The organism is Lysobacter capsici (assembly GCF_014779555.2).
In the GTDB taxonomy this organism is placed as follows: domain Bacteria; phylum Pseudomonadota; class Gammaproteobacteria; order Xanthomonadales; family Xanthomonadaceae; genus Lysobacter; species Lysobacter capsici.
Window position 1 is genome coordinate 2,868,293 of the sequence record NZ_CP094357.1, and the last position, 26,329, is coordinate 2,894,621.

19 protein-coding genes are annotated in these 26,329 nt (G+C 66.8%); 14 read left to right on the forward strand and 5 right to left on the reverse strand.

Features of this window, described 5'->3' with window-relative positions:
* Positions 1–9: 9 nt before the first annotated feature.
* The 5 genes from IEQ11_RS12055 to IEQ11_RS12080 form a co-directional block, all read right to left on the reverse strand.
* Complete coding sequence (locus IEQ11_RS12055; protein WP_096414512.1) at positions 10–1,302, reverse strand: oligosaccharide flippase family protein; 1,293 nt, start codon at positions 1,300–1,302, stop codon at positions 10–12.
* Positions 1,303–1,333: 31 nt separating this feature from the next.
* On the reverse strand, positions 1,334–2,590 hold the full coding sequence (gene wecC, locus IEQ11_RS12060; protein WP_191820570.1) for a UDP-N-acetyl-D-mannosamine dehydrogenase: 1,257 nt from the start codon (positions 2,588–2,590) through the stop codon (positions 1,334–1,336).
* Between the two features lie 85 nt (positions 2,591–2,675).
* A complete protein-coding gene (wecB, locus tag IEQ11_RS25950) occupies positions 2,676–5,033 on the reverse strand; it encodes a non-hydrolyzing UDP-N-acetylglucosamine 2-epimerase (RefSeq protein WP_191820571.1) in 2,358 nt (785 codons plus the stop codon).
* 608 nt (positions 5,034–5,641) lie between these two features.
* A complete protein-coding gene (locus IEQ11_RS12075) occupies positions 5,642–7,867 on the reverse strand; it encodes a polysaccharide biosynthesis tyrosine autokinase (protein ID WP_191820572.1) in 2,226 nt (741 codons plus the stop codon).
* A 51-nt stretch (positions 7,868–7,918) separates the two neighbouring features.
* A complete protein-coding gene (locus tag IEQ11_RS12080; RefSeq protein ID WP_046656608.1) occupies positions 7,919–8,353 on the reverse strand; it encodes a low molecular weight protein-tyrosine-phosphatase in 435 nt (144 codons plus the stop codon).
* Positions 8,354–8,999: 646 nt separating this feature from the next.
* Between IEQ11_RS12080 and IEQ11_RS12085 the strand changes: the two genes are divergently transcribed.
* From IEQ11_RS12085 to IEQ11_RS12150, 14 genes are all read left to right on the forward strand, one after another.
* A complete protein-coding gene (locus IEQ11_RS12085) occupies positions 9,000–10,103 on the forward strand; it encodes a polysaccharide biosynthesis/export family protein (RefSeq protein ID WP_191820573.1) in 1,104 nt (367 codons plus the stop codon).
* A gap of 178 nt (positions 10,104–10,281) precedes the next feature.
* Entirely contained in the window at positions 10,282–12,117 is a 1,836-nt protein-coding gene (locus IEQ11_RS12090; protein WP_191820574.1) for a CocE/NonD family hydrolase, read from the forward strand.
* 631 nt (positions 12,118–12,748) lie between these two features.
* Positions 12,749–14,368 (forward strand): methyl-accepting chemotaxis protein, encoded by a 1,620-nt coding sequence (locus IEQ11_RS12095; RefSeq protein WP_191820575.1) that lies wholly within the window; start codon positions 12,749–12,751, stop codon positions 14,366–14,368.
* Positions 14,369–14,473: 105 nt separating this feature from the next.
* Positions 14,474–14,935, forward strand: coding sequence for a chemotaxis protein CheW (locus IEQ11_RS12100; RefSeq protein ID WP_247024817.1), 462 nt, complete (start codon positions 14,474–14,476; stop codon positions 14,933–14,935).
* A complete protein-coding gene (locus IEQ11_RS12105) occupies positions 14,932–16,224 on the forward strand; it encodes a CheR family methyltransferase (RefSeq protein ID WP_191820577.1) in 1,293 nt (430 codons plus the stop codon). Before IEQ11_RS12100 ends, IEQ11_RS12105 begins: the two co-directional genes overlap by 4 nt.
* Before the next feature lie 10 nt (positions 16,225–16,234).
* On the forward strand, positions 16,235–16,837 hold the full coding sequence (locus IEQ11_RS12110; protein WP_191820578.1) for a chemotaxis protein CheW: 603 nt from the start codon (positions 16,235–16,237) through the stop codon (positions 16,835–16,837).
* Positions 16,834–19,143 (forward strand): hybrid sensor histidine kinase/response regulator, encoded by a 2,310-nt coding sequence (locus IEQ11_RS12115; protein ID WP_191820579.1) that lies wholly within the window; start codon positions 16,834–16,836, stop codon positions 19,141–19,143. Before IEQ11_RS12110 ends, IEQ11_RS12115 begins: the two co-directional genes overlap by 4 nt.
* On the forward strand, positions 19,140–20,159 hold the full coding sequence (gene cheB / locus IEQ11_RS12120) for a chemotaxis response regulator protein-glutamate methylesterase (protein WP_046656614.1): 1,020 nt from the start codon (positions 19,140–19,142) through the stop codon (positions 20,157–20,159). The genes IEQ11_RS12115 and cheB overlap by 4 nt, the downstream gene beginning before the upstream one ends.
* A complete protein-coding gene (locus IEQ11_RS12125) occupies positions 20,156–21,169 on the forward strand; it encodes a GGDEF domain-containing response regulator (protein WP_046656615.1) in 1,014 nt (337 codons plus the stop codon). Before cheB ends, IEQ11_RS12125 begins: the two co-directional genes overlap by 4 nt.
* A gap of 201 nt (positions 21,170–21,370) precedes the next feature.
* Positions 21,371–22,870 carry an XVIPCD domain-containing protein gene (locus tag IEQ11_RS12130; protein ID WP_191820580.1) on the forward strand — a complete coding sequence of 500 codons (1,500 nt, stop codon included), beginning with the start codon at positions 21,371–21,373 and terminating at the stop codon, positions 22,868–22,870.
* A gap of 213 nt (positions 22,871–23,083) precedes the next feature.
* Positions 23,084–24,319 (forward strand): DUF4331 family protein, encoded by a 1,236-nt coding sequence (locus IEQ11_RS12135; protein ID WP_191820581.1) that lies wholly within the window; start codon positions 23,084–23,086, stop codon positions 24,317–24,319.
* On the forward strand, positions 24,316–24,921 hold the full coding sequence (locus tag IEQ11_RS12140; protein ID WP_191820582.1) for a HupE/UreJ family protein: 606 nt from the start codon (positions 24,316–24,318) through the stop codon (positions 24,919–24,921). The genes IEQ11_RS12135 and IEQ11_RS12140 overlap by 4 nt, the downstream gene beginning before the upstream one ends.
* Positions 24,918–25,436 (forward strand): hypothetical protein, encoded by a 519-nt coding sequence (locus IEQ11_RS12145; RefSeq protein WP_191820583.1) that lies wholly within the window; start codon positions 24,918–24,920, stop codon positions 25,434–25,436. Before IEQ11_RS12140 ends, IEQ11_RS12145 begins: the two co-directional genes overlap by 4 nt.
* A 50-nt stretch (positions 25,437–25,486) precedes the next feature.
* Positions 25,487–26,317: a DUF4198 domain-containing protein gene (locus tag IEQ11_RS12150; protein WP_247024819.1), complete on the forward strand. Its 831-nt coding sequence runs from the start codon at positions 25,487–25,489 to the stop codon at positions 26,315–26,317.
* Positions 26,318–26,329 lie beyond the last annotated feature (12 nt).

The following is a 26,329-nucleotide window of genomic DNA, read 5'->3' on the forward strand; positions in this document are numbered from 1 at the left end:
GGAATGCTCTCATCGGCTGCCGCCGGGGGCCGAGTTCCAGCGGAACTCGTGGCGGTTGCACAGGGAATAGGTCGCCAGTTGCAGGCTCGAAGCGATCAGGTAGGCGATCGCCAGCCCGGTCGCGCCGCCGTGCAGATGCAGCGAGGCCACGCTGGCGCCGATCAACGCCAGCGCGAACACGCCGTTGCCGGCCAGCAGCACGCCGGGGCGTCCGTCGGCGGTGGCCTTGCGCATCAGCACCGTGGTCGGCGCGGTCGCGATGGCCGACAACAGCAGCCATTGCAGCGGCACGATCGCGTCGATGTAAGCCGGCGCGAGGCGATGGATGAAGAACGGCGCGGCCATCGCCAGCACCATCGCGATCGCGCTGGTGGCGATCACCAGCAGGGCGATCGAATGGCGCAGGGCGGTACTGGCTTCGCCGCTGGCGCCGCGCGCGGCCGCCGAGGCCAGCAGGGGCAGGGTGGCGTTGGCGACCACGCCCATGCCGAACAGCAGGATCGAGCGGGCCTGATTGCCGAGCGAGAAATTGCCCAGCTCGGTCGCGCCGCCGACGCTGTGCGACAGCATCGCCATCGACAGCCAGATCGCCGGCATGGTCAGCAGGCCCGACAGCGACGAGGGCAGGCCCAGCCGCCACACCACCGACCAGTCCTCGCGCCGGGGCGCCGACCACGACAAGGCGCAATCGTGCTCGCGACGGTAGCGGCGCAATACGCGTTCCTGACCGATCACGATCAGCCATTGCGCCGCGATCGATCCGTACACCGCCCAGCCGATATCGCGCCGGCTCGCCGCCAGCAGCATGATCGCGAACACCAGCGGCGCGGTGATCAGGTTCGCCAGCGCCTGCTGCTTGACCTTGTGCAAGGCCAGCGCGACCCCGTTCTGGACCGCGCCGATGAAACCGGTCAGCACCAGCAACGAAGAACTCGCGTACACCGCGACCAGGTCCGCCGATCCGCCGACGCGCAGCGCCAACGGCTGCGAAAACACCAGCAGCAGACCGGCGAACAGCAGCGACGCCAGCAGCGCCGAGCCGTAGGACACGGTCAGCGCCGCGGCGATGCGATCGGGCCGGGTCGCCACCGCCTCGGACACGATCTTGGTCGCCATCTGGCCCAGGCTCAGCGCGCAGAACGTGGTGAACAGCAGCGCGGTGGTCTGGATCAGGGTGAACTGGCCGAACGCGGTCGGGCCGAGGAAATGCGCGGCCGCGAGCACGCCGGCGAACAGCGCGCCGCGCGAGGCGAGCGCGCTGAGCGCGGACAGACTGGCGGTGCCGATCAGGCGTCGCATCATGGGCCGTGGTCCGAATCGAGCGCGCGGGCGCTCAGGTCCAGATGCCCTTGGTGTCGATGATCTTCATATGGCTGGGCAGGCTGTGGTCCTTGAACGGTTTGTGATCGACCAGCAGCACCGCGATATCGGCCTGGGCGCTGGCGGTCGGCAGATCCACCAGAATCAACTTCGATGAATCGAGCTTGGCCGGCAGCACCGAGATATGCGGCTCGACCGCGAGCACGCGGCCGGGATGGCGGCCGGCCAGTTCGACCGCGATGTCCAGCGCCGGGCTTTCGCGCAGATCGTCGATATCGGGCTTGAACGCCAGGCCGAACACCGCGATGGTCAGGTCCTCGTTCTGTTTGCCGTCGGCCTTGGCCTGCGCGATCGCTTCGTCGATCTTGTTGATGACCCAGCCGGGCTTGCCGTTGTTGACCTCGCGCGCGGTGCGGATCAGTCGCGCTTCTTCCGGCGCGCTGTCGACGATGAACCACGGGTCGACCGCGATGCAGTGGCCGCCGACGCCCGGACCGGGCTGAAGGATATTCACGCGCGGATGGCGATTGGCCAGACCGACCAGGTCCCAAACGTTGATGCCGAGCTTGTCGCAGATGATCGACAGCTCGTTGGCGAAGGCGATGTTGACGTCGCGGAACGCGTTCTCGGTGAGCTTGCACATCTCCGCGGTGCGCGCGTTGGTGACGATGCATTCGCCGCGCACGAAGCTCTTGTACAACTCGCAGGCGCGCTGCGAGCAACGCGCGGTCATGCCGCCGATCACCCGGTCGTTCTCGATCAGTTCGCGCATCACATGCCCGGGCAGCACGCGCTCGGGGCAGTAGGCGATGTTGACGTCGGCCTGCTCGCCGGCGTCCTGCGGAAAGCTCAGGTCGGGACGCGCGGCGGCCAGCCAGGCGGCCAGCTGTTCGGTCGCGCCGACCGGCGAGGTCGATTCGAGCACCACCAGATCACCCTTGCGCAGCACCGGCGCCAGCGATTTCGCCGCCGCTTCGATATAGCTCAGGTCGGGTTCGTGATCGTTCTTGAACGGCGTCGGCACCGCGATCAGGAAGGCGTCGGCGGCCTCGGGCCGCAGCGAGGCGCGCAGGAAGCCGCCGGATACCGCGGCGCGCACCGCGGTGTCGAGCTCGGGTTCGATGATGTGGATCTCGCCGCGGTTGATGGTGTCGACGATCGAGGCGGTGACGTCGATGCCGATCACGCGCTTGCGCGCGGCCGCGAAGGCGGCGGCGGTGGGAAGCCCGATGTAACCCAGGCCGATGACGCTGACGGTGTCGAAACTCATGGAAACTCCGGTAGGCCCCGTGGGGAGGCGCAATGGGTGTCGTATCCGCCGCGGACGCAGAGGTCCGCGGCGAAGGGAAGGGAACTCAGGCGGCCAGGCGCGATTCGCCGTGCTTGAACAGGGCCAGCGCTTCGACGATGCGCTGGCAGGCCTTGCCGTCGCCGTAGGGGTTATGCGCGAAGCTCATCGCCTCGTAGGCGGCGCGGTCTTCGAGCAACGCGGTGATGCCGTCGGCGATCAGCTTGCGGTCGGTGCCGACCAGCTTGACCGTGCCGGCCGACACCGCTTCGGGACGTTCGGTGGTGTCGCGCATGACCAGCACCGGCTTGCCGAGCGACGGCGCTTCTTCCTGGATGCCGCCCGAGTCGGTCAGGATGATGTACGCGGCGTTCATCAGGTAGACGAAGGGCAGGTAGTCCAGCGGCTCGATCAGGTGGATGGTCGGAATATCGCGCAGCAGACGGTTGACCGGTTCGCGTACCTGCGGATTGAGATGCACCGGGTAGACGATGTCGACATCGGGATGGCGCAGCGCGGTGTCGCGCAGCGCGTGGCAGATGCGTTCGAAACCGCCGCCGAAGCTTTCGCGACGGTGACCGGTGACCAGCACCACCCGCCGCTTCGGATCGAGGAACGCGAACTGCGACTCGAGCTCGCTGCGCAACGCGGGGGTGTTCTCGATTCTGAGCAGCACCTCGCGCAAGGCATCGATCACGGTATTGCCGGTGATCTGGATGCGCCCGGTCGGAATGCCTTCGTCGAGCAGGTTGCGCCCGGACAGTTCGGTCGGTGCGAAATGCATCGACGCCAGCGCGCCGGTGAGCTTGCGGTTGGCTTCTTCCGGCCACGGCGAATACAGGTTGCCGGTACGCAGACCGGCCTCGACGTGGGCGACCGGAATCTGCTGGTAGTACGCGGCCAAGGTGGTCGCCATGGTGGTCGAGGTGTCGCCGTGGACCAGCACCACATCGGGCTTGAGTTCCGACAGCACCTTCTTCATGCCGGTCAGGATCGCGGTGGTGATGTCGGTCAGGTCCTGGCCGGGCTTCATGATGTCCAGATCGAAATGCGGCTGGATCTCGAACAACTGCAGCACCTGGTCGAGCATCTGCCGATGCTGGCCGGTGACGCACACGCGGGCGTCGAAGCGCGGGTCCTGGGCCAGCATCAGAGCCAGCGGCCCCATCTTGATCGCTTCGGGACGGGTGCCGAACACGCACAGGGTCTTGATCGTGCGCGCGGCCTGCGGCATCGCGCCGGCAGGCATCGGCGCGGGCGCGGCCGCGAGTTCGCCGGCCAGACCGTTGCGGGCGTACGCCAGCGGCACCGGCGCTTCGGCGTCGGGCAGTTTGACCGGGTTCTGCGGCGAAAACGCCAGTTCGCCGTCGTTGTCCGCGGCCGGTTCGAGCAAGGCGCGCTTGAGCTTGCCGCCGTACGACAGAGTGATCGCATACACGCACAGCGCCGCGGCGAACAGCAGCAGGCCGATCCCGACCGGTTGCTGGCGCAGCGCATAGCCCAGCGCGATCAGGCTGCAGGCGATCCCGATCATGGTCAGCAGCGCATTGTTCGGCGAACGGCCCTGGTCGATCAGCATGTAGTGCAGGTGCTGTCGATCGGGCTTGAACGGCGACAGGCCCTTGCGCACGCGGCGGTACATCACGGTGAGGGTTTCGAACACCGGCAGGGCCACGCACCATGCCGCCTCGGCCGCGTCGATGCGCGGCGAGCCGCGCTGGCTCAGCCAGATCAGGCTCCAGGCGAGCACATAGCCGATCAGCATGCTGCCGGCGTCGCCCATGAACAGTTTGCGCCCGGGCACGCCGCCGAGATTGACGAACAAATACGGCGTCAATGCGGTGAACAGCAGCAACAGCACCGGCAGCGCGCCGCCCACGCCGGCGCTGCCGCCGCCGAACAGGAAGATCGCGCCGATGCAGACCAGGGCCAGGCTGCCGGCGAGTCCGTCGATGCCGTCGAGCATGTTGAAGGCATTGATCATGCCGACCACCGCGATCAGCGTGACCGGAATGCCGAGCCAGCCCAGGCGGATCGCGCCGGTGCCGAACAGATCGCCGAGGTGATCCAGATACAGGCCGCTGCCGGACATCATCAAGGCGGCCGCGCCGGTCTGCACCAGCAACCGGGTGCGCACGCTCAAGTCCCTGGCGTCGTCGACCGCGCCGATCACCACGATCAGCGCGGCGCTGCCGAGCAGGCATAGCGCGAAACGATCGTGCAGGCCCAGATAGACCGCGCCGGCGAGCAGCCCGGCGAAGAAACACAGGCCGCCGATCACCGGCACATGGCCTTTGTGTTTTTTGCGCGCGTTGGGACGGTCGATCAGCCCCAGCGCGTTGGCGGCGGGGTACATCGCGTACATCGCGATGCAGGTGACCAATAAAGTCAGCGCGCACGCTATGACGAATTGTTCTTTCAACATGACCGTGAGTCCAAGGAAAGTCTTCGGTGTGACCAGCCGACGACCGCCCCCTCGGTCAATCCTGTTCTTTATTTTTGCTTGTTTCGCTTCGCTGCTTTGGTTGCTTTGCGCGGCTACCCGTTGCTCCTGTCGATCCGGCGGAGCGTTCGATCTTGTTGAAACGTTATGGCGATGCCGGCTTGTTATGGTTGTTGTCGCCGCCGCATCCCTGCAGCCGTATGTGCACGCTGCTCAAGTCGAGCATGGTCAAGTCGATGTGGTGCGCGTCGCGTCGAGAGAATCGGATGGATCCGCCTCGAATACCATCCTGCCACTTCGGGTTGCGCGATACTGTGAGTTGGTAAGGAGTTTATCGCTGTTTTCACGATTGCTTCCCGGAAACGTGCGCGAAGTTCATAAGCTGTAAACAGATGTTTCGTGGTTGATGGTGTCGTGCAAATGTTTCTGTTGTTAGCGATTGATGCTCGCCGGGCATGCCGTTATTGCGATGCGTTATCAAGCGCTCATTTTGATTGCGATCGCGCGCTTGGAATCGCGCGATCCCGTGGCGGCGGTCGCGCTGTTTCCGGGCCGCGCGACGCGGCTTCGCGAACAGGCTGCCCGCGTGCTCACGCATCGGTCTTGCCCTGGTACTGATAGCCGTAGACGTAATGGGTGTCGTGACGGCGCTCGACCGCGTTGAAGATCGCGCCGCGCAGTTCGATGCCGTTGTGTTCGAAGCGCTGTTTGGCCAGCGCCAGTTCCTTGGCCGGATTGAGGCCGAAGCGGGCGACCATCAGGCTGGTCGCGGCGTGGCGGCCGATGATCGCCGCGTCGGTCACCGCCAGGATCGGCGGCGTGTCGACGATCACCAGGTCGTACTGCTGCGCGGTGGTCTGCAGCAGCGCGGCCAGATTGGGGCGCATCAACAGTTCGGACGGATTCGGCGGCGCTTCGCCGCGCGGGATGAAGTGCAGCCCGTCGATGGCCGACGCGCGCGTGGCCCTGGCCAGATCGATCTTGCCGGCCAGAAGGTCGGCCAGGCCGTTGTCGTTGCTGTGTCCCATCACCCGGTGCAGGGTGCCGCGGCGCATGTCGCCGTCGATCAGCAGCACGCGCTGGCCGCCCTGGGTGATCACCGCGGCCAGGTTGGTCGAGACGAAGGTCTTGCCGGCGCCGGGGCTGGAGCCGCAGATCATCAGGATGTTGTTCTTCGCTTCCAGCCGGGCGAAATGCAGCGAAGTGCGCAGGCTGCGGATCGCTTCGATCGCCAGATCCGACGGCGCGTCCAGGGCCAGCAGGTGCGGACGGTTGCTGCGTCCATTGCCGTTGCGCAGCTTGCGGCCGTTGCTTTCGTGGTCGCGCTGGTAATCGCTCATCGGGATCGAGGCGTACACCGGCAGGCCGAGTTCCTCGATCTGCTTCACGTCCTCGATGCCGCGGTTGAGCATCTGCCGCAGGAACACCCAGGCGACCGCGAGAAAACCGGCGAGGAAGGTGCCGATCACCAGCAACTGCAGGCGCTTGGGCTTGATCGGCTGGCTCACGTCGACCACCGACTTGTCGACCACGCGCGCATTGCCGACCGTGCCGGCGCGGGCGATGTCGAGCTGCTGCGCCTGGTTCAACAGATTGGTATAGGTCAGCGTGCTGACCTGGACCTCGCGGGTCAGCCCGAGCAGTTGCTGCTGGGTCTGCGGCAGGCCGCCGATGCGGTCGTTGATTTCCTGCTTTTTCCCTTCCAATTCGCCCAATTGCGCCATCAGGGCGCGATAGGCCGGGTGCTGCGGAGTGAAGCGGCGGCTGACTTCGGCCTGTTGCAGCTTCAACTGCGAGACGTTGTTGTCCAGCGCGACGACCTGGTCGAGCAGCGACTTGGCTTCCAGGGTCACATCGACGGTATGCGCCTGCGACTGATACTCGGCCAGCGCGTGCTCGGCCTTTTCCAGATCGGCGCGCACGTTGGGCAACTGCTTCTGCACGAACTCCAGGCTGCTGGCGGCTTCGGCGGAATTGCGCTCGACGTTCTGGCGGGTGTATTGGCGGGTGATCGCGTCCAGCGTCGCCACCGCGAGATCGGGATCGCCGTTCTCGTAGCTGAGCTGGATGATCCCCGAGTCCTTGGCCTTCTCGCTCGCGGTCAGGTTGTTCTGCAGCGCGGTGAGGATGGCCAGCCGCGGCAGTTGGGTGATCTCAAAGCGCATGCCCGGATGCGCGCTCATCTGTTCCACGCGCAGGCTGACCGCGCCCGCGCTGGCCTTCTCGCCGACCTTGCCGTTGAGCAGCAATCGGTCTTCATCGTCGTACAGCGCGTATGCACCGGATTCGGCGGCGACCAGCACCAGCGGCTTGGCGACCAGTTCCTCGGGCACGCTCAACTGCGACAGCGCCAGGGTTTCGCCGCCCCAGCCGTAGCTGGTCATGCCGAGCCACGGCGCGGCCAGATCGCCCGGCGCGGCGGGCTGAAAGCGCCGCGCCAGCAACGAGCCGATCAAGGGAAAGCGCTTGGGCTCGACCTGCACGTCGAGCCTGAGATCGTCGACGGCCTTGCCGACCACGGTGCGCGAAGTCATCAGCGCGATCTCGGTGACCGCCTGCGGCGCCGAATCGGTCAGCGCCTGCGAGACCGCGGTCAGGCCGGGCAGGGTGGGCGAGTTCGACTCCACCTGCACCATCGCATTGGCCTGATACACCGGCGAGGCCAGCAGCACATACATCAGGCTCAGCACGAAACCGGCCGCGGTGACGGTGCCGATCAGCCAGCGATGGTCGAGCAAGGTGCCGAGCAACGCGGCCAGATCGATCTCGTCGTTGCTGTCCTGGCGCGAGCCAGGTGGCGTTGATACTGCCGACATTAGGGTGAGTACCTGTTAGGTGAAGCCTGCCGCGAACTACGATGCGACAACTTATAGATAGCCCCGCCAGCTACTCACCCCTGAGCTGATCAACTGGTAGGACTGTTCGAAAACGCTGTGCGATTGCCGGTACGGATCGGGAATGCTGGTGTTGTCCAGCCATTTCCCGAGCAGATACGTCTTGCCTCGCGCATGCGGCGAAATCCGGAGCACGGCATCGATATGCCATGGCTCCATGGTCAACACCAGATCGGCCGCGTCGATCATCGCGCGGTCGATCTGTCGAGCAACATGCGATTGCCCCGACATTCCATGTTGATTGAGCACAGCCTGCGCTGTGGCGTCGATCGGGTGGCCCTTGACGGCGGCCAGCCCCGCGGATTCGACGGTGACGTCCAGGTCGTGGAGTTGTTGGCGCAACAGCACTTCAGCGGTGGGACTTCGGCAGATATTGCCGACGCATACGATCAGAACTCGACGGAACACACGTTATGAGACCTCAATCGTTGCGGAACTATCGTTTCAGTACGGCGACGACCGCGAAACTTTCCTTGCGATCGTGCGTGCATCGCTGCGCGAGGCACATCGGATGTGACGGCCGAAAATGTAAGAGCTGACCGTGACAGGGTCAACACACACGTGAATTTTCGCCATGAAGCCGTGACGCAAGTCACCGCGATGTTTGCGACATGAGGGCAGAGGCTTGCTGGGCGGGGCATTGCGCTCGCGTCGCGTCGCGTCGGCAATGCGAAGGCGTCGTTAAATAAACGTCAAATGCAGCGTAAATTCATGCGTATTCCGAATGCGAGCTGTACCCGGCGCGCGCGCGATGACTAAAACGTGATCGCGTTCCGATCGTCGCGACGATGAAGTAGAAGCGCTCGCTATACTTTCGCGACAGGGCGGCAAGATCGATTTCATCGTTGAGGTTTCATGCAAGATCCGTACCGCGACTGCCTCGCCCGCGCAGTCGACCGCCCGCATCGCTCGCCGCGCGTCGCCACGCCGGCCGCGCCGTCCCATCAAACCGTAACGTCGCGTCGACAGGATCGTCGATTCCACGCGCGTGCCTGATCTCGAGCTCTCACCCAGAGTTCTCACCTTGAGTTCGCGACTTAGAGACGATCCACTCATGAGAAAGCTTTCGCGCGCCCTGGCCCTCACGGCCATCGCCGGCCTCGGCGGCTGCATGTGGGCGCCCGGGCAGTACATGTCGCCCAAGCAGTTCGCGCCAGGCAAGACGATCGAGGACGGGCATATCCAGTTGGTCACGATCACCCCGCAGTTCCTGGCGAGCGAGCATGCGGCCAGCGCCGCCGCAGCGCTGCCGACCGAATTGCTGAGCTATCAGCCCGAGCCGTATCGCATCGGCGCCGGCGATACCTTGTACATCACCATCTGGGATCATCCCGAACTCACTTCGCCGGCCGGCACCCAGCAGCAGCCAGCGGCGAACGGGCGCCTGGTCCGGCCCGACGGCACCTTGTTCTATCCCTACGTCGGCGTGGTCGAGGCGCGCGGCAAGACCATCGAGGAACTGCGCACGATCATCACCCAGCGCATCGCGCGCGTGGTCGAAAGCCCGCAGGTCGACGTCAGCATCATCGACTACGGCAGTCAGCGGGTGACCTTGCAGGGCGCGTTCGTGAAGACCGATCGCCAGCCGATCACCGCCACGCCGCTGACCTTGTCGCAGGCGATCGGCGCGGCCACCGTCGATCCCTTGCGCGCGGACCTGTCCGGGCTGGTGCTCACGCGCGCGGGGCGCCAGTACCGGCTCGATCTGGATGCGCTCAATCGCGGCGACAGCAATGCGCCCGACATCTATCTCAAGGCCGGCGATCATCTGTTCCTGCCGTACAACGACCGCAAGGAAGTGTATGTGGTCGGCGAGGTGATGCGCCCGCAGGCGCTCAACTTCAAGACCACCGACATGACCCTGACCCAGGCCCTGGGCCGGGTCGGCGGGCTCAACCCGCAGACCTCCAAGGGCGAGGCGGTGTATGTGATCCGCGGGGTCGAGGACATGCAGCAGAAGCCGGCGACGATCTATCACCTCAACGCCAAATCGCCGGCGTCCTACGCGCTGGCCAGCCAGTTCGCGGTGCGGCCCGGCGACGTGGTGTTCGTCGGTCCGGCAGGGGTGACCCGCTGGAACCGCTTCGTCAATCAGCTGCTGCCGTTGTCGAACGTGATCAACAACGCGGCCAATACCCAGGATCTGTTGGGGCGCTGAGTCGCGTCGTCGTCCGGCTCGCCATGCGGGCCGGCGCGAGTCGGCATGCCGTGAACCGCGCAGCGAGCCTGCGCGGTTCGCGGCGCGGGCGTTTTTCGCAATTCCGGCACGATGCCGCATGGTCCGGGTCTGCTAGCCTGCGCGCATCCCGTGTTACCTCTCGTGACGGAGCGCAATCATGAAGGCAGGCGTCGCAAGCTGGATGCTCGGCGGGCTACTCGCCGCCGTGAGCCTCGCGTCGATGGATGCGTACGCGCAGGACGCCAAGCCCGACAGCAAGCCCGACGCCAAACCCGAGCCCGGACCGTTCGATTTCCGCTGGGACGTGCGCATCCCCTTGCGCGACGGCGTCAAGCTCAGCGCGACCCAATACCTGCCGCGCGGGCTCAAGCGCGCCGGCCCCTGCGTGTTCTCGCTGACCCCGTACACCGCGCAGCGCAATCACGAACGCGGCAAGTACTTCGCCAGCCACGGCTACGCCTATTACGCGGTCGACGTGCGCGGCCGCGGCAATTCCGAAGGCGAGTTCACCCCGTTGCTGCAGGAGGCGCGCGACGGCCACGACGTGGTCGAATGGCTGGCGCGGCAGCCCTCGTGCAACGGCAAGGTGGCGATGAGCGGCGGCTCCTATCTGGGCTACGCGCAATGGGCCACGGTGAAGGAATTGCCGCCGCATCTGGCCACGATCGTGCCGATCGCATCGGTCGGGCCGGGTGTGGACTTCCCGATCCTCAACAATATTCCCTACACCTACAACATGCAGTGGCTGACCTTCGTCAGCGGCCACACCTCGCAGGACCGGATCTTCGGTGACTTCGGCTTCTGGGCCTCGCAGTACCGGCGCTGGTACGAGGCGCATGCGCCGTACACGCAACTCGATCAGTACATCGGCAACCCGTCGCCGACCTTCCAGACCTGGAACGCGCATCCGTACCAGGACGCCTATTGGGACAGCCACCGGCCCACGCCGGAGCAGTACGCCAAGCTCGAGGTGCCGATCCTCAGCGTCACCGGCCATTACGACGACGATCAGCCCGGCGCGATGAGTTATTACAAAGGCCATATGCGCTACGGCAACGAGCGCGCCAAGGCCATGCATTACCTGGTGATCGGGCCGTGGGATCACACCGGCACCAGCAGCCCGCAGGCCGAGGTCGGCGGACTGAAGTTCGGCGAGGCCTCGCTGGTCGACATCAACGCGCTGCACGTCGCCTGGTACGACTGGACGATGAAGCAGGGCAGCAGGCCGGAATTCCTCAAGGACAAGGTCGCGTTCTACGTGGTCGGCGAAGAGGCCTGGCGTTATGCGCCGTCACTGCAGGCGGTGACCGCGAGCACCCAGACCTGGTACCTGGATTCGCAAGGCCGCGCCAACGACGTGTTCGAATCGGGCCAGCTGCGCGCGACCCAGTCCGGCGGCGGCGTCGATCGCTACGTTTACGATCCGCTCGACACCAGTCCGCTGGAATACGAGGACCGGCCGGACGTGCTCACGCCGACCTATGCCTACCTCACCGATCAGCGCGGGCTGGTGATGTCCTCGGGCAAGCAGCTGATCTATCACACGCCCGCGCTGGATCGCGACACCGACATCGCCGGCTTCTTCAAGTTGTCGGCGTACATCGCCCTGGATCAGCCCGACACCGATTTCTCGGCCAAGATCTATGAGATCAAGGCCGACGGCGGCAGCGTGTTCCTGGCCCAGGAACTGATGCGCGCGCGGTATCGCAAGAGCCTGCATCAACCTGAGCTGGTCACGCCCGGGCAGGTCGAGCGTTACGACTTCGAGCGTTTCAACTTCACCGCGCGGCGTCTGGCCAAGGGCAGCCGCCTGCGGCTGGTGATCGCGCCGCTCAATAGCCTGAGCATGCAGAAGAACTACAACAGCGGCGGCGTGGTCGCCGAAGAATCGGGCAAGGACGCGCGCAAGGTCACCGTGTCGCTGTACCACGACGCGCAGCATCCCAGCGCCTTGTACGTTCCGATCGCGGCGAAGTCGTCGGTGCGCAAGTAAGCCCGACCTGAGCACCGAACCGATCGGCCACACCCGGTCTCCGCCAGCCTCGCCCGTCAGCACAGCCCGCCCCCTGTAGGAGCGGCGCAAGCCGCGACCGCGACACCGCGCCCACGACGCAAGCATCGGCGGGCGCGATTCGCGCCGTGCCTGCGATGCAAGCCACAACACTCATGGCAAACGGCCGGGCGACCCCGTCTGCGCAGCCCGGCCACGGCCCGCGTCCGTCATGGCGGACGACCGCGCCGCCACGCGATCGGGCAACCACCCGCCGACACCGCCCTCAGCGAAACCGTTCCCCGAAGCATTCACCTCGACGCATCGGTCGCGTCCGATCCGTATGCAACGTATCCGTATGGAAGTGGCTCGAGCGAACGTGCCCATAGCGGCCGGGCCGCGGCCGCCCAGGGCTGTCGATAATCACCATAAAAGGTGTGTTTTAAGTGCCAATTACTGGCATCAGGTATAACTTATGCTGCAAGAATATACGTGCTGGAGCAGGTCGGCGTCGCCGGCCTGAGGCGACCGGACTCCAGTGGAATCAAGCACATACCTTAATCGGCGTGGCCGCCGTTCGGCCATCGCCAGGGCGCGCGGGCAGGGCGTTCGGACGACACAACGGGAACCGGTCATGAGCCAATTCACGATCCGCCAGCGGATCATGTTCAGTTTCGCGATGATTATCGCGGTGATGGTGTTGATGGGCGCGATCGCCCTGCAGCGGCTGAATCACATCCAGATCGAAGAAAGCGCCCTGCGCAGCGATTCGATTCCCGGCCTGTATTCCTCGGGCACGATCGAGACCGAATGGCATGCCTATTACACGGCCCTGCACGGGCTGTCGGCGCCGGCCGCGAGCGACCGGGCGGCGGCGGTGGAGAACCTGCGCGCCCGCCACGACGCGTTCGAGGAGGCGATGGGGCGCTATCGGGTGACCATCCACGCGGCCGAGGACCGGCGCAGCTTCGAGCAGTTCGGCCGCCTGACCGCCTCGGTGTTCGCCCTGCAGCCCGAACTGATCAAGGCCGGCGAGACCAGCGATCAGGCGTTGCAGGAGGCGCTGCGCACGCGGATCAGCCCGACCTTCCACAAGTCGGCCGAGCAGATCCGTTCGATCATCCAGTACAACTACAAGCAGTCGGTGGCCTCGGGCATCCGCATCGACGACGCGGTCAAGTCGGCCCAGTTCGGCATCGCCCTGGCCTTCGCCGGCGCGCTGCTGCTGGCGGCGCTGGCCGGTTTCTTCCTGTGGCGGGCGATCACCCGGCCGCTGGATCAGCTGGCGCGCGCGTCGGCGGTGATGGCCAAGGGCGATTTCAGTCAGCGCCTGGGCTTCGCCCGCAGCGACGAGTTCGGCGCGGTCGCGCAAGGCTACGACCGCATGAGCACCGATCTGTCGGAGCTGGTCGGGCAGATCCAGACCTCGGGCATCCAGGTCAATTCCTCGATCAACGAGATCACCGCGACCCTGCGCGAACAGCACGCCACCGCCGCCCAGATCGCCGCGACCACCACCGAGATCGGCGCGACCTCGCGCGAGATCGCCGCCACCTCCAAGGAGCTGGCGCGGGCGATGCGCGATGTCGCCGGCAGCGCCGAGCAGACCGCCGACCTCGCCGGCGACGGCCAGGAGGGCGTGGCGCAGATGGAAGACACCATGGGCCGGATGATCGACGCGACCGCGGCGATCAGCAGCAAGCTCGCGGTGCTGGCCGAGAAGGCCAGCAACATCAGCCAGGTCGTCACCACCATTACCAAGGTCGCCGACCAGACCAATCTGCTCTCGCTCAACGCCGCGATCGAGGCCGAGAAGGCCGGCGAATACGGCCGCGGCTTCTCGGTGGTGGCGGTGGAAATCCGCCGTCTGGCCGATCAGACCGCGGTCGCCACCCTCGACATCGAGCAGATGGTGCGCGAGATCCAGTCGGCGGTGTCGGCCGGCGTGATGGGCATGGACAAATTCTCCGAGGAAGTCCGCCGCGGCACCGGCGACGTGCAGAAGGTCGGCGGCCAGTTGTCGAAGGTGATCGAGCACGTGCAGGCGATGGTGCCGCGTTTCGAAACCGTCAACGAGGGCGTGCAGGCGCAGACCGCCGGCGCCGAGCAGATCAACCTGGCCCTGGCCCAGCTCAGCGAAGCCGCGCAGCAGACCGTCGACGCGCTCAAGCAATCCAATCAGGCGATCGACGAACTGCATCAGGTCAGCGCCGGTCTGCGCGACGGCGTGTCGAAGTTCAAGCTGCTGGCTTGATTGTCCGCGTTCGATGCAGGCCGGTCGAAGCAAGTCAGTCGAATCAAGTCAGTTGAAGCAGGCGCGATGATGGTTGCGCGGACTCAGGCTCGGGAGAACGATGCCGTGTTATTGCTGGTGTTCCATCTCGATCGCGACCGCTACGCCATCGACGCGGCGCAGGTCGTGTCGGTGCTGCCGCTGGTGCGGATCAAGACGATCCCGCAGGCGCCGGCCGCGGTCGCCGGCCTGTTCGATTACCGCGGCGAACTGGTGCCGGTGATCGATCTGTGCCAGTTGGCCCTGGGCCGCGCGGCGCGGCAGTTGCTGAGCACGCGGATCATCGTGGTGGACTACCCGGGCGACGACGGCCGCATGCGCAAGCTCGGCCTGATCGCCGAGCAGGTGCTGGAAACGCTGCGGCGCGATGCGCACCAATTCGAAGCCAGCGGCATCGACAGCCCGGATGCGTCCTACCTGGGCCCGGTCGTCAGCGATGCGCGCGGGCCGATCCAACTTGTCGGCGTGGCCGAGCTGTTGCCCGAATCGGTGCGCGAACTGCTGTTCAAGGTGGCGGCGCAGGCATGAAACTCGACGGCTTCCAGCAATGGCTCAAGGACACGATGGGGCTGGACGCCAGCACCATCGGCCCGACCCTGGTCGAGCGCGCGGTGCAGCGGCGCATGAGCGCCTGCGGTCGCGCCGGCCTGGCCGATTATTGGCAATGGCTGCGCGACTCCACGCTGGAACAGCAGGAGCTGATCGAAGCGGTGGTGGTGCCGGAGACCTGGTTCTTCCGCGACGCGCAGGCGTTCGCCACCCTGGCCCGGCATTTCGATCCGCTATGGGCCGCGACCCATGCGGGCGAGCGGCTGCGGCTGCTGAGCCTGCCGTGTTCGAGCGGCGAAGAACCCTACACGATGGTGATGAGCCTGTTCGAGGCCGGGTTTCCGATCGAACGGCTCGACATCGACGCGGTCGACATCAGCGAACAGGCGCTGGGCAAGGCGCGACGCGGGCTGTACGGCAGCAACTCCTTCCGCGGCGGCGATCTGGGATTTCGCGACCGGCATTTCCAGGCCGTGGCCGGCGGCTGGCAGTTGCCGGCCTCGATCCGCGCACGGGTCAATTTCATTCAGGGCAATGTGCTCGACCTGGGGTTCCTGCCGGGCGAAGCGCGTTACGACGCGATTTTCTGCCGCAATCTGCTGATCTATTTCGACGAGCCGACCCAGGTGCGCACGGTGGAAATCCTGGCGCGGCTGCTGAAACCCGACGGGCTGTTGTATGTCGGTCCGTCCGAGGCGAGCCTGCTGCTGTCGCGCGGGATGAGTTCGGCGCAGTTCCCGATGGCGTTCGCGTTTCGCAAGGCCGCGCCCGCGCCGAACCCACTCGCCGGCACGGCGCTGCAGACGAACAGGCGCGTCGCGAGCGAGCCGCCGCGTCGCGCCGCCACGCCGCTCGCGTCCGTGCCTGCGTCGTCGTCGCGGGTTTCGTCGGCATCGCAGCGCAAGCCCGCGCCGGCGACACCGATGTCGACCAAGCCGGCGTCCGCCGCCACACAGTCGTCGCTGCTCGACACCGCGCAATCCCTCGCCGACGGCGGACGTTTCGTCGAAGCCGCCGCGGCCTGCGACGCGTATCTGCAGGCGAAGGGGCCGTCGGCGCGCGCCTTGTATCTGTCCGGCCTCATTCACGGCGCGATGGGCCGCGATGCGCAGGCCGAGGACCATCTGCGCAAGGCCTTGTACCTGGATCCCTGCCACGAGGAAGCGTTGATGCATCTGGCCCTGTTGCTGGAAACCCGCGGCGACGCGGCCGCCGGCCGCGTGCTGCGACTGCGCGCGCAGCGTTGCCGCACGGCGGCGAGCCGATAGGACCGCATCGATGACCGACCATCCCGCCATCGACGCCTCGGCCAGCGCGGTCGCGCAACTGCTCGGCCGCGCGCCCGATTCCGACGCGCTCAGCCGCGCCACCGGCGAAGTCGCGGCCCAGGCCGAGGACTTGCGCGCGTTGACCCGTTCGCTGTTCGTGTTCCGCCTGCGCGGCGAATGGCTCGGGTTGCCCGCGGCGATCGTCGACGAAGTGCTGGAGCCGCGCCCGATCCACAGCCTGCCGCATCGCCGCGAAGGCCTGGTGCGCGGCCTGGTCAACGTGCGCGGGCAGCTCACGGTGTGCGTGGCGCTCGAATCGCTGCTGCAGATAGACGCGGCGCGCGCCGATCCGGAGCGCTCCGCCGCCGGCGCGGCCAGCGTGCTCGGGCGGCGGCTGGTGGTGCTGTCGATGCAGGACCAGCGGCTGGCGTTCGAATCCGACGAAGTGCACGGCGCGCATCGCTACGATCCGGCGCTGGTCGGCGAGGTGCCCGGCACCGTCGCCCTGGCCAGCGCGGCCTTCAGCACCGGCGTGCTGGCGATGCAGGCCCGCAGCGTGGGTCTGCTTGACGACGGCCTGATGCTGAGCGCAATCAATCGGCGGCTGGGATGAGCACGGGCGACCTGCGGGATTTTTCGCTGCACGACCTGTTCCGCATGGAGGTGGACGGGCAGGCGCAGTTGCTGACCGACGGCCTGCTGGTGCTGGAAGGCCAGCCCGATGCCGCCGCGCAACTGGAGTCGTGCATGCGCGCGGCGCATTCGGTCAAGGGCGCGGCGCGGGTGGTCGGCTTGTCTGCGGCGGTGACCATCGCGCATGCGATGGAGGATTGCCTGGTCGCGGCGCAGGAACATCGGCTGGTTCTCGATCATGCCGCGATCGACGCGTTGTTCAACGGCGTCGATCTGCTCAGCCGCATCGCCGCCACGCCGGCCGAACAGGCCGAGCCGTGGATGCGCGACGACGCGCCCGAGGCGAAGCGCTACTGCGAGGTATTGGCGCAGGCCTTGCGTTCGGGCGTCAGTCCCGCGCGCGAATCCGCCGCCGCGCCGCATACCCAAACGCCGCTCGCCAATTTCGCTCAAGCAGACACAACCGCGGTGGGCCCGAGCGAATCGCATCGCACCGAATCGCCGCGCAATGAATTGGTCGGCGATCCGATCGGCGAGGAACGGGTCCTGCGCATCACCGCGCGCAGCCTCAACCGCCTGCTCGGATTGGCCGGCGAATCGCTGGTCGCCTCGCGCTGGCTGGACCCGTACATCCACTCGCTCGGGCGGCTCAAGCGCCTGCAAGGCGACAGCGCGGCCGCGCTGGACCGGCTCGCCGAGGTCGCGCCGAGTCTGGCGCGCGATCAGCACGCCGCCGCGCTGTTGGCCCAGGCGCGTTCGCAGATCGCCGAATCGCAGCGCCTGCTGGCCGATCGCATCGCCCAGCTCGATCTGTTCGAGCGCCGCACCGCCAGCGTCGCTCATCGCTTGTACGACGAAGCGCTGTCCAGCCACATGCGCCCGTTCGCCGACGGCACCCGCGGCTTCAAGCGAATGGTCCGCGACCTGGCGCGCGAGTTGGGCAAGCAGGCGCAGCTCGAGATCGCCGGTGCCAAGACCCAGGTCGACCGCGACGTGCTCGCGCGTCTGGAAGCGCCACTCGCGCATCTGCTGCGCAACGCGGTCGATCACGGCATCGAGTCAGCCCAGGCGCGTCGCGCCGCCGGCAAACCCGATGCCGGCACGATCCGGCTCGAAGCCCATCACGTGTCGGGCCTGCTGGAAATCGTGGTCGAAGACGACGGCCGCGGCATCGACCTGGAACGCATCCGCGAGACCGTCGTCGTGCGTCGCCTCACCGATGCCGACACCGCTTCGCGCCTGAGCCCGGCCGAACTGATGGAGTTCCTGTTCCTGCCGGGCTTCACCCTGCGCGAGGTGGTCACCGAGATTTCCGGACGCGGCGTCGGCCTCGACGCGGTCCAGACCATGGTCAAGGAACTGCGCGGCAGCGTGCGGCTGTCGTCGCGGCCCGGCGGCGGTTCGCGTTTCCAGCTGCAACTGCCGTTGACCACCTCGGTGCTGCGCGGCCTGGTGGTGGAGATCGGCGGCGAGCCGTACGCGTTTCCGCTGACCCAGATCAGCAGCACCGCGATGGTTCCGCGCGAACAGGTGCAGTGGCTGGAAGGTCGGCAGCATTTTCAATTGAACACACGCAGCATCGGCCTGGTGTCGGCGGCGCAGGTGCTCGGCGGCGCCGAATCGCAGTCTTCGCCGGAACAACTGCAAGTGATCGTGGTCGCCGCCAGCGGCGGCGGGCACGAATACGGACTGGCGGTCGAACGCTTCATCGGCGTCAACGAACTGGTGGTGCAACCGCTGCCCGGTCAGCTCGGCAAGGTCAAGGACATCAGCGCCGGCGCCTTGCTCGACGACGGCACGCCGGTGCTGATCGTCGACGTGGACGATCTGGTGCGTTCGGTCGAACGCCTGGTCTCCACCGGTCGTCTGACCCAATTGCGTTACCACGACCACGCGCAGACGGTGACGCGCAAACGCGTGCTGGTGGTCGACGATTCGCTGACCGTGCGCGAACTCGAGCGCAAGCTGATCGAGAACGGCGGCTATGCGGTCGAGGTCGCGGTCGACGGCATGGACGGCTGGAACGCGGTGCGCTCGGGGCATTTCGATCTGGTGGTTACCGACATCGACATGCCGCGCATGGACGGCATCGAACTGGTCGGCCTGATCAAGAAAGACCCGCGCCTGCGCGCGCTGCCGGTGATGATCGTGTCGTACAAGGACCGCGAGGAGGACCGCCGCCGCGGTCTCGACGCCGGCGCCGATTTCTATCTGACCAAGGGCGGGTTCCATGAAGAGGCGTTGTTGCAGGCGGTGGTCGACTTGATCGGCGAGGCCTCGGCATGAGGATCGCCATCGTCAACGATCTGGCCCTGGTGGTGGAGGCGCTGCGCCGCGCGATCGGCGTGCGCGGCGAACACAGCGTGGCCTGGACCGCGTCCAGCGGCGAGCAGGCGGTCGAGCGCTGCGCGCAGGACGTTCCCGATCTGGTGCTGATGGATCTGCTGATGCCCGGCATCGGCGGGGTCGAGGCCACGCGCCGGATCATGGCCGCCAGCCCATGCCCGATCCTGATCGTGACCGCCAGCGTCGGCGGCAATGCGCCGCTGGTGTTCGAAGCCATGGGCCACGGCGCGATGGACGCCACCGATGTTCCCTCGCTTGGCGTCGACAACTCGGTCGGGGTGCGGCAGCTGCTGGCCAAGATCGATCTGATCGGGCGTCTGATCGGCGATGCGCCGGCGCAGCCGGCCCGCGCGCCGCTGGTGCGCAGCCCCGGCGCGCGGCGCCTGATCGCGATCGGCGCATCCGCCGGCGGCCCGGCCGCATTGGCCGATCTGCTGCGCGCATTGCCGGCGAAATTTCCGGCCGCGATCGTGATCGTCCAGCACATCGACGAGAAATTCGCCTTGAGCATGGCCGAGTGGCTCAATCGTTTCTCGCCCAATCCGGTGCGCCTGGCCATGGCCGGCGACCGGCCGCTCGCCGGCACGGTGCTGTTGGCCGGCACCAACGAACACCTGGTCCTCGACCCGCGCGGCGCGCTCGCATACACGCCCGATCCGGTCGATCAACCCTACCGTCCCTCGGTCGATGTGTTCTTCGACAGCATCAACGCGAACTGGCCCGGCGATATCGTCGGCGTGCTGTTGACCGGCATGGGCCGCGACGGCGCCAAGGGGCTGCAGGCGCTGCGGTTGCGCGGCCATCACACCATTGCCCAGGACCAGGCCAGCAGCGCCGTGTACGGCATGCCCAAGGCCGCCGCCGACCGCGGCGCCGCGGTCGACATTCTTCCGTTGAACGCAATCGCTCCGAAGCTGGAATCCCTCTTCGGAGACACCAGGAACACAAGCTCATGACCCTGCCTCCCAGCCTCCGTCCCGCCGGACTGCCGCACGAACGCCGCATCGTGGTGTTGCTGGTCGACGACCAGCCCTTCATCGGCGAAGCGGTGCGCCGCGCGCTCGCCAAGGAACGCGACATCGATTTCCATTACTGCAGCTCGGCGAGCGACGCGGTCGCGATGGCCGAATCGCTGCAGCCCACGGTGATCATGCAGGACCTGATCATGCCCGACGTCGACGGCATGACCCTGGTGCATCTGTACAAACTGCATCCGGGCCTGAGCAGCGTGCCGGTAGTGGTGCTGTCGAGCAAGGAGGACGCGGCGGTCAAGAGCCAGGCGTTCGCCACCGGCGCCACCGACTATCTGGTCAAGCTGCCCGATCCGATCGAACTGATCGCGCGGGTGCGCCATTACTCGCAGTCCTATCTCAATCAGGTCGAGCGCGATCTGGCCTATCAGGCGCTGCACGAAAGCCAGCAGAAATTGCTGGAAATGAACGAGACCCTGCGCCGGCTCAGCGACGTGGACGGCCTGACCGGGCTCAACAACCGGCGTTACCTCGATCGTTATCTGGATCAGGAATGGCGCCGCGCCGCGCGCGAACGCCGCGATTTCTCGATCCTCATGATCGATGTCGACAACTTCAAGGCCTACAACGACGTCTACGGCCATCTGGCCGGCGACGAAGCGCTCAAGACCGTCGCCAGCGAGATCCAGCGCTGCGCGCATCGCCCGGCCGACGTGGCGGCGCGCTTCGGCGGCGAGGAGTTCTCGTTGATCCTGCCGGCGACTTCGATGGAAGGCGCCAGGCTGGTGGCCGACCTGATCTGCACCAGCGTCTATCAACTCGGCATTCCCAATCGTGGCGCGCCGCTGGAACGCGTCACCGTCAGCATCGGCGGCGCGACCTGTTCGCTCAGTCAGGTCGAATCGCACGAAACCTTGCTGGAAGCCGCCGATCTCGCCCTGTACGAAGCCAAGCGGATGGGCAAGAATCAGGCGGTCTTGCGCGAGTTGGGATGAACGCGGCAGTCCATCCACGCGGCGCTTGAGCCGACGGCAATCGCGGAGCGCTGATCCGAACAAGCAAATTCGATATTCATCACAGTCTGTCGCGACCCCGCGAGCGCGGCGCGCAAGCACGCTCGCATCGCCCGCGGCGATGGCCGCCCGTTCGCGCCGATCGCGTTTGTGCAGACATCAAAGCCAGAGGACACCCATCGAATGGGAACGTATCGACAAACCCTCAGCAGCGGCGGTCAAGTGCAGCTTGCGACCTGGGACGACATGCAGCCGCCCGTGCACGGGCCCGACTTGCAGCAGCGCGCCTGGAACCCCGATGCCAGCCGCACCGGCCTGGCGTTCTACGATTCGACCGTCCACTACATGCGCAACGACTGGGCCAGCGCGAACATGGACGTGGTGCCGGTCAGCGCCGGTCAGCACAATCTGCTGCTGTACCGCAATCGCGAAAGCGACACCTGGCATACCGCCGAAGCGCTCGACATCGACCACGTGCAGCCGTGGAAACAACACCTGCACGACGTCGGCACGCGCAGCATGGCCGACGCCCAGCAGGCCTATAACGACGTCGGCAACCTGCGCGCGCTGCCCGGGGTGATCAATCGCGCCCGCACCAGCGCCGAGCGCGCGCTCGAACAGGGCCTGGACTCGGAGGCGTGGCGCAACTGGTCCGATCAACATTTCCGCTACGACCCGAACGAAGCGCATCCGGCCTTCGACCCGCAACGCGACGCCGCCCGCCGCACCGCCACCACGCTCAACCAGCCGTGGACGCTCGAAGACGGCCGTTCGACACTGAGTTTCGACACCCGCGTGCAGGGCAAGTGGTTCGAACACCAGCTATCGCAGCATTACGCCGGTTCGGTCGAGATGGTCTCCGACGAGGACGGCTCGCGGCGCAACGTGCATCTGTTCCAGTGCCCGGTGACCCGGCAACTGGTGACCCGCGACGCCTTCGACATCGACCATGTCCGGCCGTTCGAGGACGTGGCGCGCGAGCGGCTGGAGCAATCGGGCGGTTCGATCAGCAAGGCCGAAGCCTTGAACCTGTACAACGACACCAGCAATCTTCGTCTGGTCAGCCGCAGCGCGAATTGCTCGCACGAGTGGGAACTCGACGCGCACGGCGAATACCGCGACCGCGAGGCGCCCGAGACCGACGAGGACCGCGCCTTCATCGAACACGGGCCGGTGACCGAGGAAGATCAGCACGCGCTCGACGACCTGCGCGGCATGCTCGACCGCAACGCGCATCCGACGCGGACCTTCGGCGACGACGCGCCGGTGCATACGCCACAGGTGCATTACCGGCTCAACGACGAGCGCAATCCCGATCACGCGCTGTTCGGCCAGGCCCGGCAGCAGATGGGCGTGTTGAACGGCCAGCACGGCTGGAACCTGGGTGAGCAGCAACTCGACAACGCCTCGGCCGCATTGACCGTCGCGGCCAAGCAGAACCATCTGCCGGCGATCGACAGCGTGCTGTTCCAACAGCCGGACAAGTTGTTCGCGGTGCGCGGGCAGGGCGAGGCGATGCAGTGGGCCGGGGTCGATGCGCAGGCGGCGATCAACAAGCCGATCGCGTTGAGTTCGCGCGAGGCGCGCGAGATCGCGCCCACCGTGCAGGCGCCGCCGACCGCGCAGGCGCAGGGTATGGACGTCGACGTGCAACCGATGCAGATCGGGCGCCACGGACACTAGGGTCCGCCGGTCAGGACGGATCGCATGACCCGCGACGCGTCGTTATCGTCGCGTCGCGGGTCGTTGCCGCAATGCCGCCGGCAGACGGCGCGCGGGCAGGGCAGGCGTTCGGGCACCGACCGCCGCGCGGCGGGACACGATCGCTAAAGATTCCGATAGCGGCGCGCGGCCGCCGAATCTCTACTGTGCGCCTTCCCGCCAGGCGCCGATCCCATGTCCGATCCATCGCGATTTCCCGTCTCCCGCCGGCGCTTCGCCGCGGTCGTATTCGCCGTCGCTGTGTTCGCGGTCTTGACCGGCCAGCCCGCCAGGGCCTCGGATCATCTCGACTCGCCGAGCGTGATCGCCGACCCGCGCGCCGACATCGGCGACCTGTACGCATGGATGGCGCCCGACGGCCGCCATCTGAATCTGGTCATGACCATCGTCGGGCACGGCTTCTCCGACAAGCTCGATTACGTGTTCCATATCGACAGCGCCAGGCGTTTTGGCCGGACCGGCAAGACCACCCGGATCAGCTGCCGCTTCGCCGCGCCCGAACGCGCCGACTGCTCCCTCGGCGAGATCGACAGCGCCCAAGGCGATGCCAGCGACGAACAAGGCCTGTGGAGCCGGGACCGCCGTTTTCGCGTGTTCGCCGGACTGCGCGACGATCCGTTCTTCAATAACGTCAAGGGCACGCGCGCGGCCTACAACATCGCCGATGCCGCCTTGAAGCGCGGCGTCGCGGTCGATGCCGCGCATTGCCCGCGGTTCGATCGCGCGACTTCCGATGCGATTTTCGAACAGTGGAAACACACCGACGGCGGCCCGGCGCGCAATTTGCTCGCCGGCTGGACCCCTGCGTCGATCGTGATCCAGGTCGATCTGGATGCGGTGAATCGCGGCGGCAAGTTGCTCGCGGTGTGGGCGGCGACGCGATCGGCCGAACGCCAGATCGACCGCGCCGGCCGCACCCTGACCGGCAACGCGCTGCTAGGAACGCTGGACAGCGAGGAGGTCAGCGATGCGCTCAAGGAGCGCTACAACGCCGCCACCCCGGCCACCGGCGCGCCGTTCGTGGCGGAGATCGAGAAGTCGCTGGGCCTGTACGACGGCTTCGACGGCCGCTGCGGCAATCAATGGCTGGCGCGGCCTGCGTCGTCGTCGCCGTATCGCGCCCTGGCCGAGTTGCTCGCCGACGACCGGCTGTGGATCAACAGCGCGTCCAAGGTCTGCGCGCAACCGTTCGCGGTCGAACTGGCGCGGTTCGATCGACACAACCAGGTCTGGCGTCGCGATTGCGGCGGCCGTACGCCGAATGTCGGCGCGATCAATGTGTACCGATCGTTGCTGGTCGATGCGAGCACCGATAGCGTCGACGACGGCGTGGAACGCGACGACAAGCTGCATTCGATCTCGCGGTTTCCGTTTCTGGCGCCGGCCGATGCGGCGGGGTATCCCCAATGAGCGCCACGCGCCGCACCGCGCTGCGCGTGCATGCGCTGACGGCGTTGTCGCTGTTCGCCGGTTCCGCCGCGGCGCATAGCGGCACCGGCCTGGCCGGCGGTTTCGCCTCGGGCTTCGCTCATCCGTTCGGCGGCGGCGATCATCTGCTTGCGATGGTGTGCGTGGGCATCTGGGGCGCGTTGTTGGGCGCGCGATTACGGTATGCGTTGCCGGTGGTGTTTCCGCTGCTCATGGTCGCCGGCGCGATCGCCGGCATGTTCGCGCTGCCGATGCCGCCGGTCGAACTCGGCATCGCGCTGTCGGTCGTGGTGCTGGGCGGCTGCATCGCCATGGCGTGGCGCGCGCCGGCGTGGCTGGCGATCGCGATCGTGTCGCTGTTCGCCGTGTTCCATGGCTATGCGCATGGCCGCGAATTGCCGTCGGCGGCCGATCCGGTCGGCTACAGCCTGGGATTCGTATTCGCGACCGGATTGCTGCATGTGCTCGGCATCGGTCTGGGCGAGGGCGCGTTGCGCAAGGGCCAAGTGTGGCTCGTCCGTGCGCTGGGCGCGGCGATCGGCCTGGTCGGAGCGTTTTACCTGTGGTCGGCGATCCTCGCTTGAACGCCGATGCGCTCGCGCCGTCGTTGCTTTGCGCCGCATGCGGCCTGGCGCTGGCATTCGCGCCGTTGCCAGTGAGGTGGACGAGCGCGGCGCTCGCCGCCGTCGCCGCGATCGCCGCGGTGATCGTGAGCGCGTACCTCATGCGCCCGGCGTGGACCGCGATGGCCGCGCGACAGGCGACGCACGTGTGTTGGTTCGGCGTCGTCGTGTGTGCGGCGAGCGTGTATCTGCCGGTCGCGGTGTCGCGAAGGTTCGCGCCCAAAGTCGCACCGCTGCTCGCGGCGGGCGTGGGCCTGTGCTGCGGCGTCGCGATGTCGGGGCAGGGCGGTGGCAGCGGCCTGTTGCATGCATTGCCGTGCTTGCTGCTGTCGTGGCCGGCGGCGTGGTTGATCGATCGCGGCGCGGCGGTCGCGGTCAAAGTCGTCTGCAGTTGGCTGCTGGCGGTCGCGGTGCTGGCCGCGACGCTGGCGTGGCTGCCGGTCACACCGGGTTATCTGCCCGATCATCTCGAATAGAGGTCGTCATGTTCGCTTTCGATAGGTCGCAACGTGTCGGATCGCAAGGCGTGCGCATCGCGTTGGCGATGAGCCTGTGGTCGTTCGCCGCCGCCGCGCAGGCCCACGATTTCTGGATCCAGCCCGAACGCTATCGGATCGCGCCGGACACGCCGACTGCATTGACCCTGCAGGTGGGCCACGGTGGCGATCGTCAGCGGTCGAAGATCGGCCTGCGCCGAATCACCCGCTTCGCCGCCGTCGCCGCGGATGGACGCAGCATCGATCTGCGCGACCGGCTGCATCCCGGCGATGCCAGCGACGCGAACTTCGAGCTGCCGGTCGGCGGCTACTTGCTGGTGCTGGAAACCGATGCGCGCGCGCAGAGCCATCTGCCGGCGATCCGTTTCAACGATTACCTGCGAGCGGAAGGATTGACGCCGGCCTTGCAGGATCGCCAGCGCAACGGGCGCATGCAGGCGGATGGTTCGGAAAACTACAGCCGACGCAGCAAGGCGATCGTGCGGGTCGGCGCAGCCGACGCGATGACGCAGGCGCAATGGCGCGCGCTGCTGAGCCGGCCGCTCGGTCTGCCCCTGGAAATCGTGCTCGATCAGGACCCGTACGCGCAGCCGCGGCCGTCGCGATTGCCGCTGCGGGTGATCTACCAAGGCCGCACGCTCGCCGGCGCGCAGGTCAAGTTGACCCGGCTGGAAGACGACGCGCAACCGTTCGCGACCCGATACACCGACGCCGACGGCCGCGCCGACTTCGCCATGCCCGGGCCAGGCCGCTGGTTGCTCAACGTGATCTGGACCAGACCGCTGCCGGCGTCGAGCGAAACCGACTACGAGACGGTGTTTTCCAGTCTGAGTTTCGAACTGGACGATGCGCGGCGGTGATGTTGCGCGCGC

What these genes read in the sequence shown, in the direction of transcription:
- IEQ11_RS12055 (WP_096414512.1), bottom strand. Translation starts at nt 1,302, where the DNA reads ATGATGCGACGCCTGATCGGCACCGCCAGTCTGTCCGCGCTCAGCGCG.
- wecC (WP_191820570.1), bottom strand. Translation starts at nt 2,590, where the DNA reads ATGAGTTTCGACACCGTCAGCGTCATCGGCCTGGGTTACATCGGGCTT.
- wecB (WP_191820571.1), bottom strand. Translation starts at nt 5,033, where the DNA reads ATGTTGAAAGAACAATTCGTCATAGCGTGCGCGCTGACTTTATTGGTC.
- IEQ11_RS12075 (WP_191820572.1), bottom strand. Translation starts at nt 7,867, where the DNA reads ATGTCGGCAGTATCAACGCCACCTGGCTCGCGCCAGGACAGCAACGAC.
- IEQ11_RS12085 (WP_191820573.1), top strand. Translation starts at nt 9,000, where the DNA reads ATGAGAAAGCTTTCGCGCGCCCTGGCCCTCACGGCCATCGCCGGCCTC.
- IEQ11_RS12090 (WP_191820574.1), top strand. Translation starts at nt 10,282, where the DNA reads ATGAAGGCAGGCGTCGCAAGCTGGATGCTCGGCGGGCTACTCGCCGCC.
- IEQ11_RS12095 (WP_191820575.1), top strand. Translation starts at nt 12,749, where the DNA reads ATGAGCCAATTCACGATCCGCCAGCGGATCATGTTCAGTTTCGCGATG.
- IEQ11_RS12105 (WP_191820577.1), top strand. Translation starts at nt 14,932, where the DNA reads ATGAAACTCGACGGCTTCCAGCAATGGCTCAAGGACACGATGGGGCTG.
- IEQ11_RS12110 (WP_191820578.1), top strand. Translation starts at nt 16,235, where the DNA reads ATGACCGACCATCCCGCCATCGACGCCTCGGCCAGCGCGGTCGCGCAA.
- IEQ11_RS12115 (WP_191820579.1), top strand. Translation starts at nt 16,834, where the DNA reads ATGAGCACGGGCGACCTGCGGGATTTTTCGCTGCACGACCTGTTCCGC.
- cheB (WP_046656614.1), top strand. Translation starts at nt 19,140, where the DNA reads ATGAGGATCGCCATCGTCAACGATCTGGCCCTGGTGGTGGAGGCGCTG.
- IEQ11_RS12125 (WP_046656615.1), top strand. Translation starts at nt 20,156, where the DNA reads ATGACCCTGCCTCCCAGCCTCCGTCCCGCCGGACTGCCGCACGAACGC.
- IEQ11_RS12130 (WP_191820580.1), top strand. Translation starts at nt 21,371, where the DNA reads ATGGGAACGTATCGACAAACCCTCAGCAGCGGCGGTCAAGTGCAGCTT.
- IEQ11_RS12135 (WP_191820581.1), top strand. Translation starts at nt 23,084, where the DNA reads ATGTCCGATCCATCGCGATTTCCCGTCTCCCGCCGGCGCTTCGCCGCG.
- IEQ11_RS12140 (WP_191820582.1), top strand. Translation starts at nt 24,316, where the DNA reads ATGAGCGCCACGCGCCGCACCGCGCTGCGCGTGCATGCGCTGACGGCG.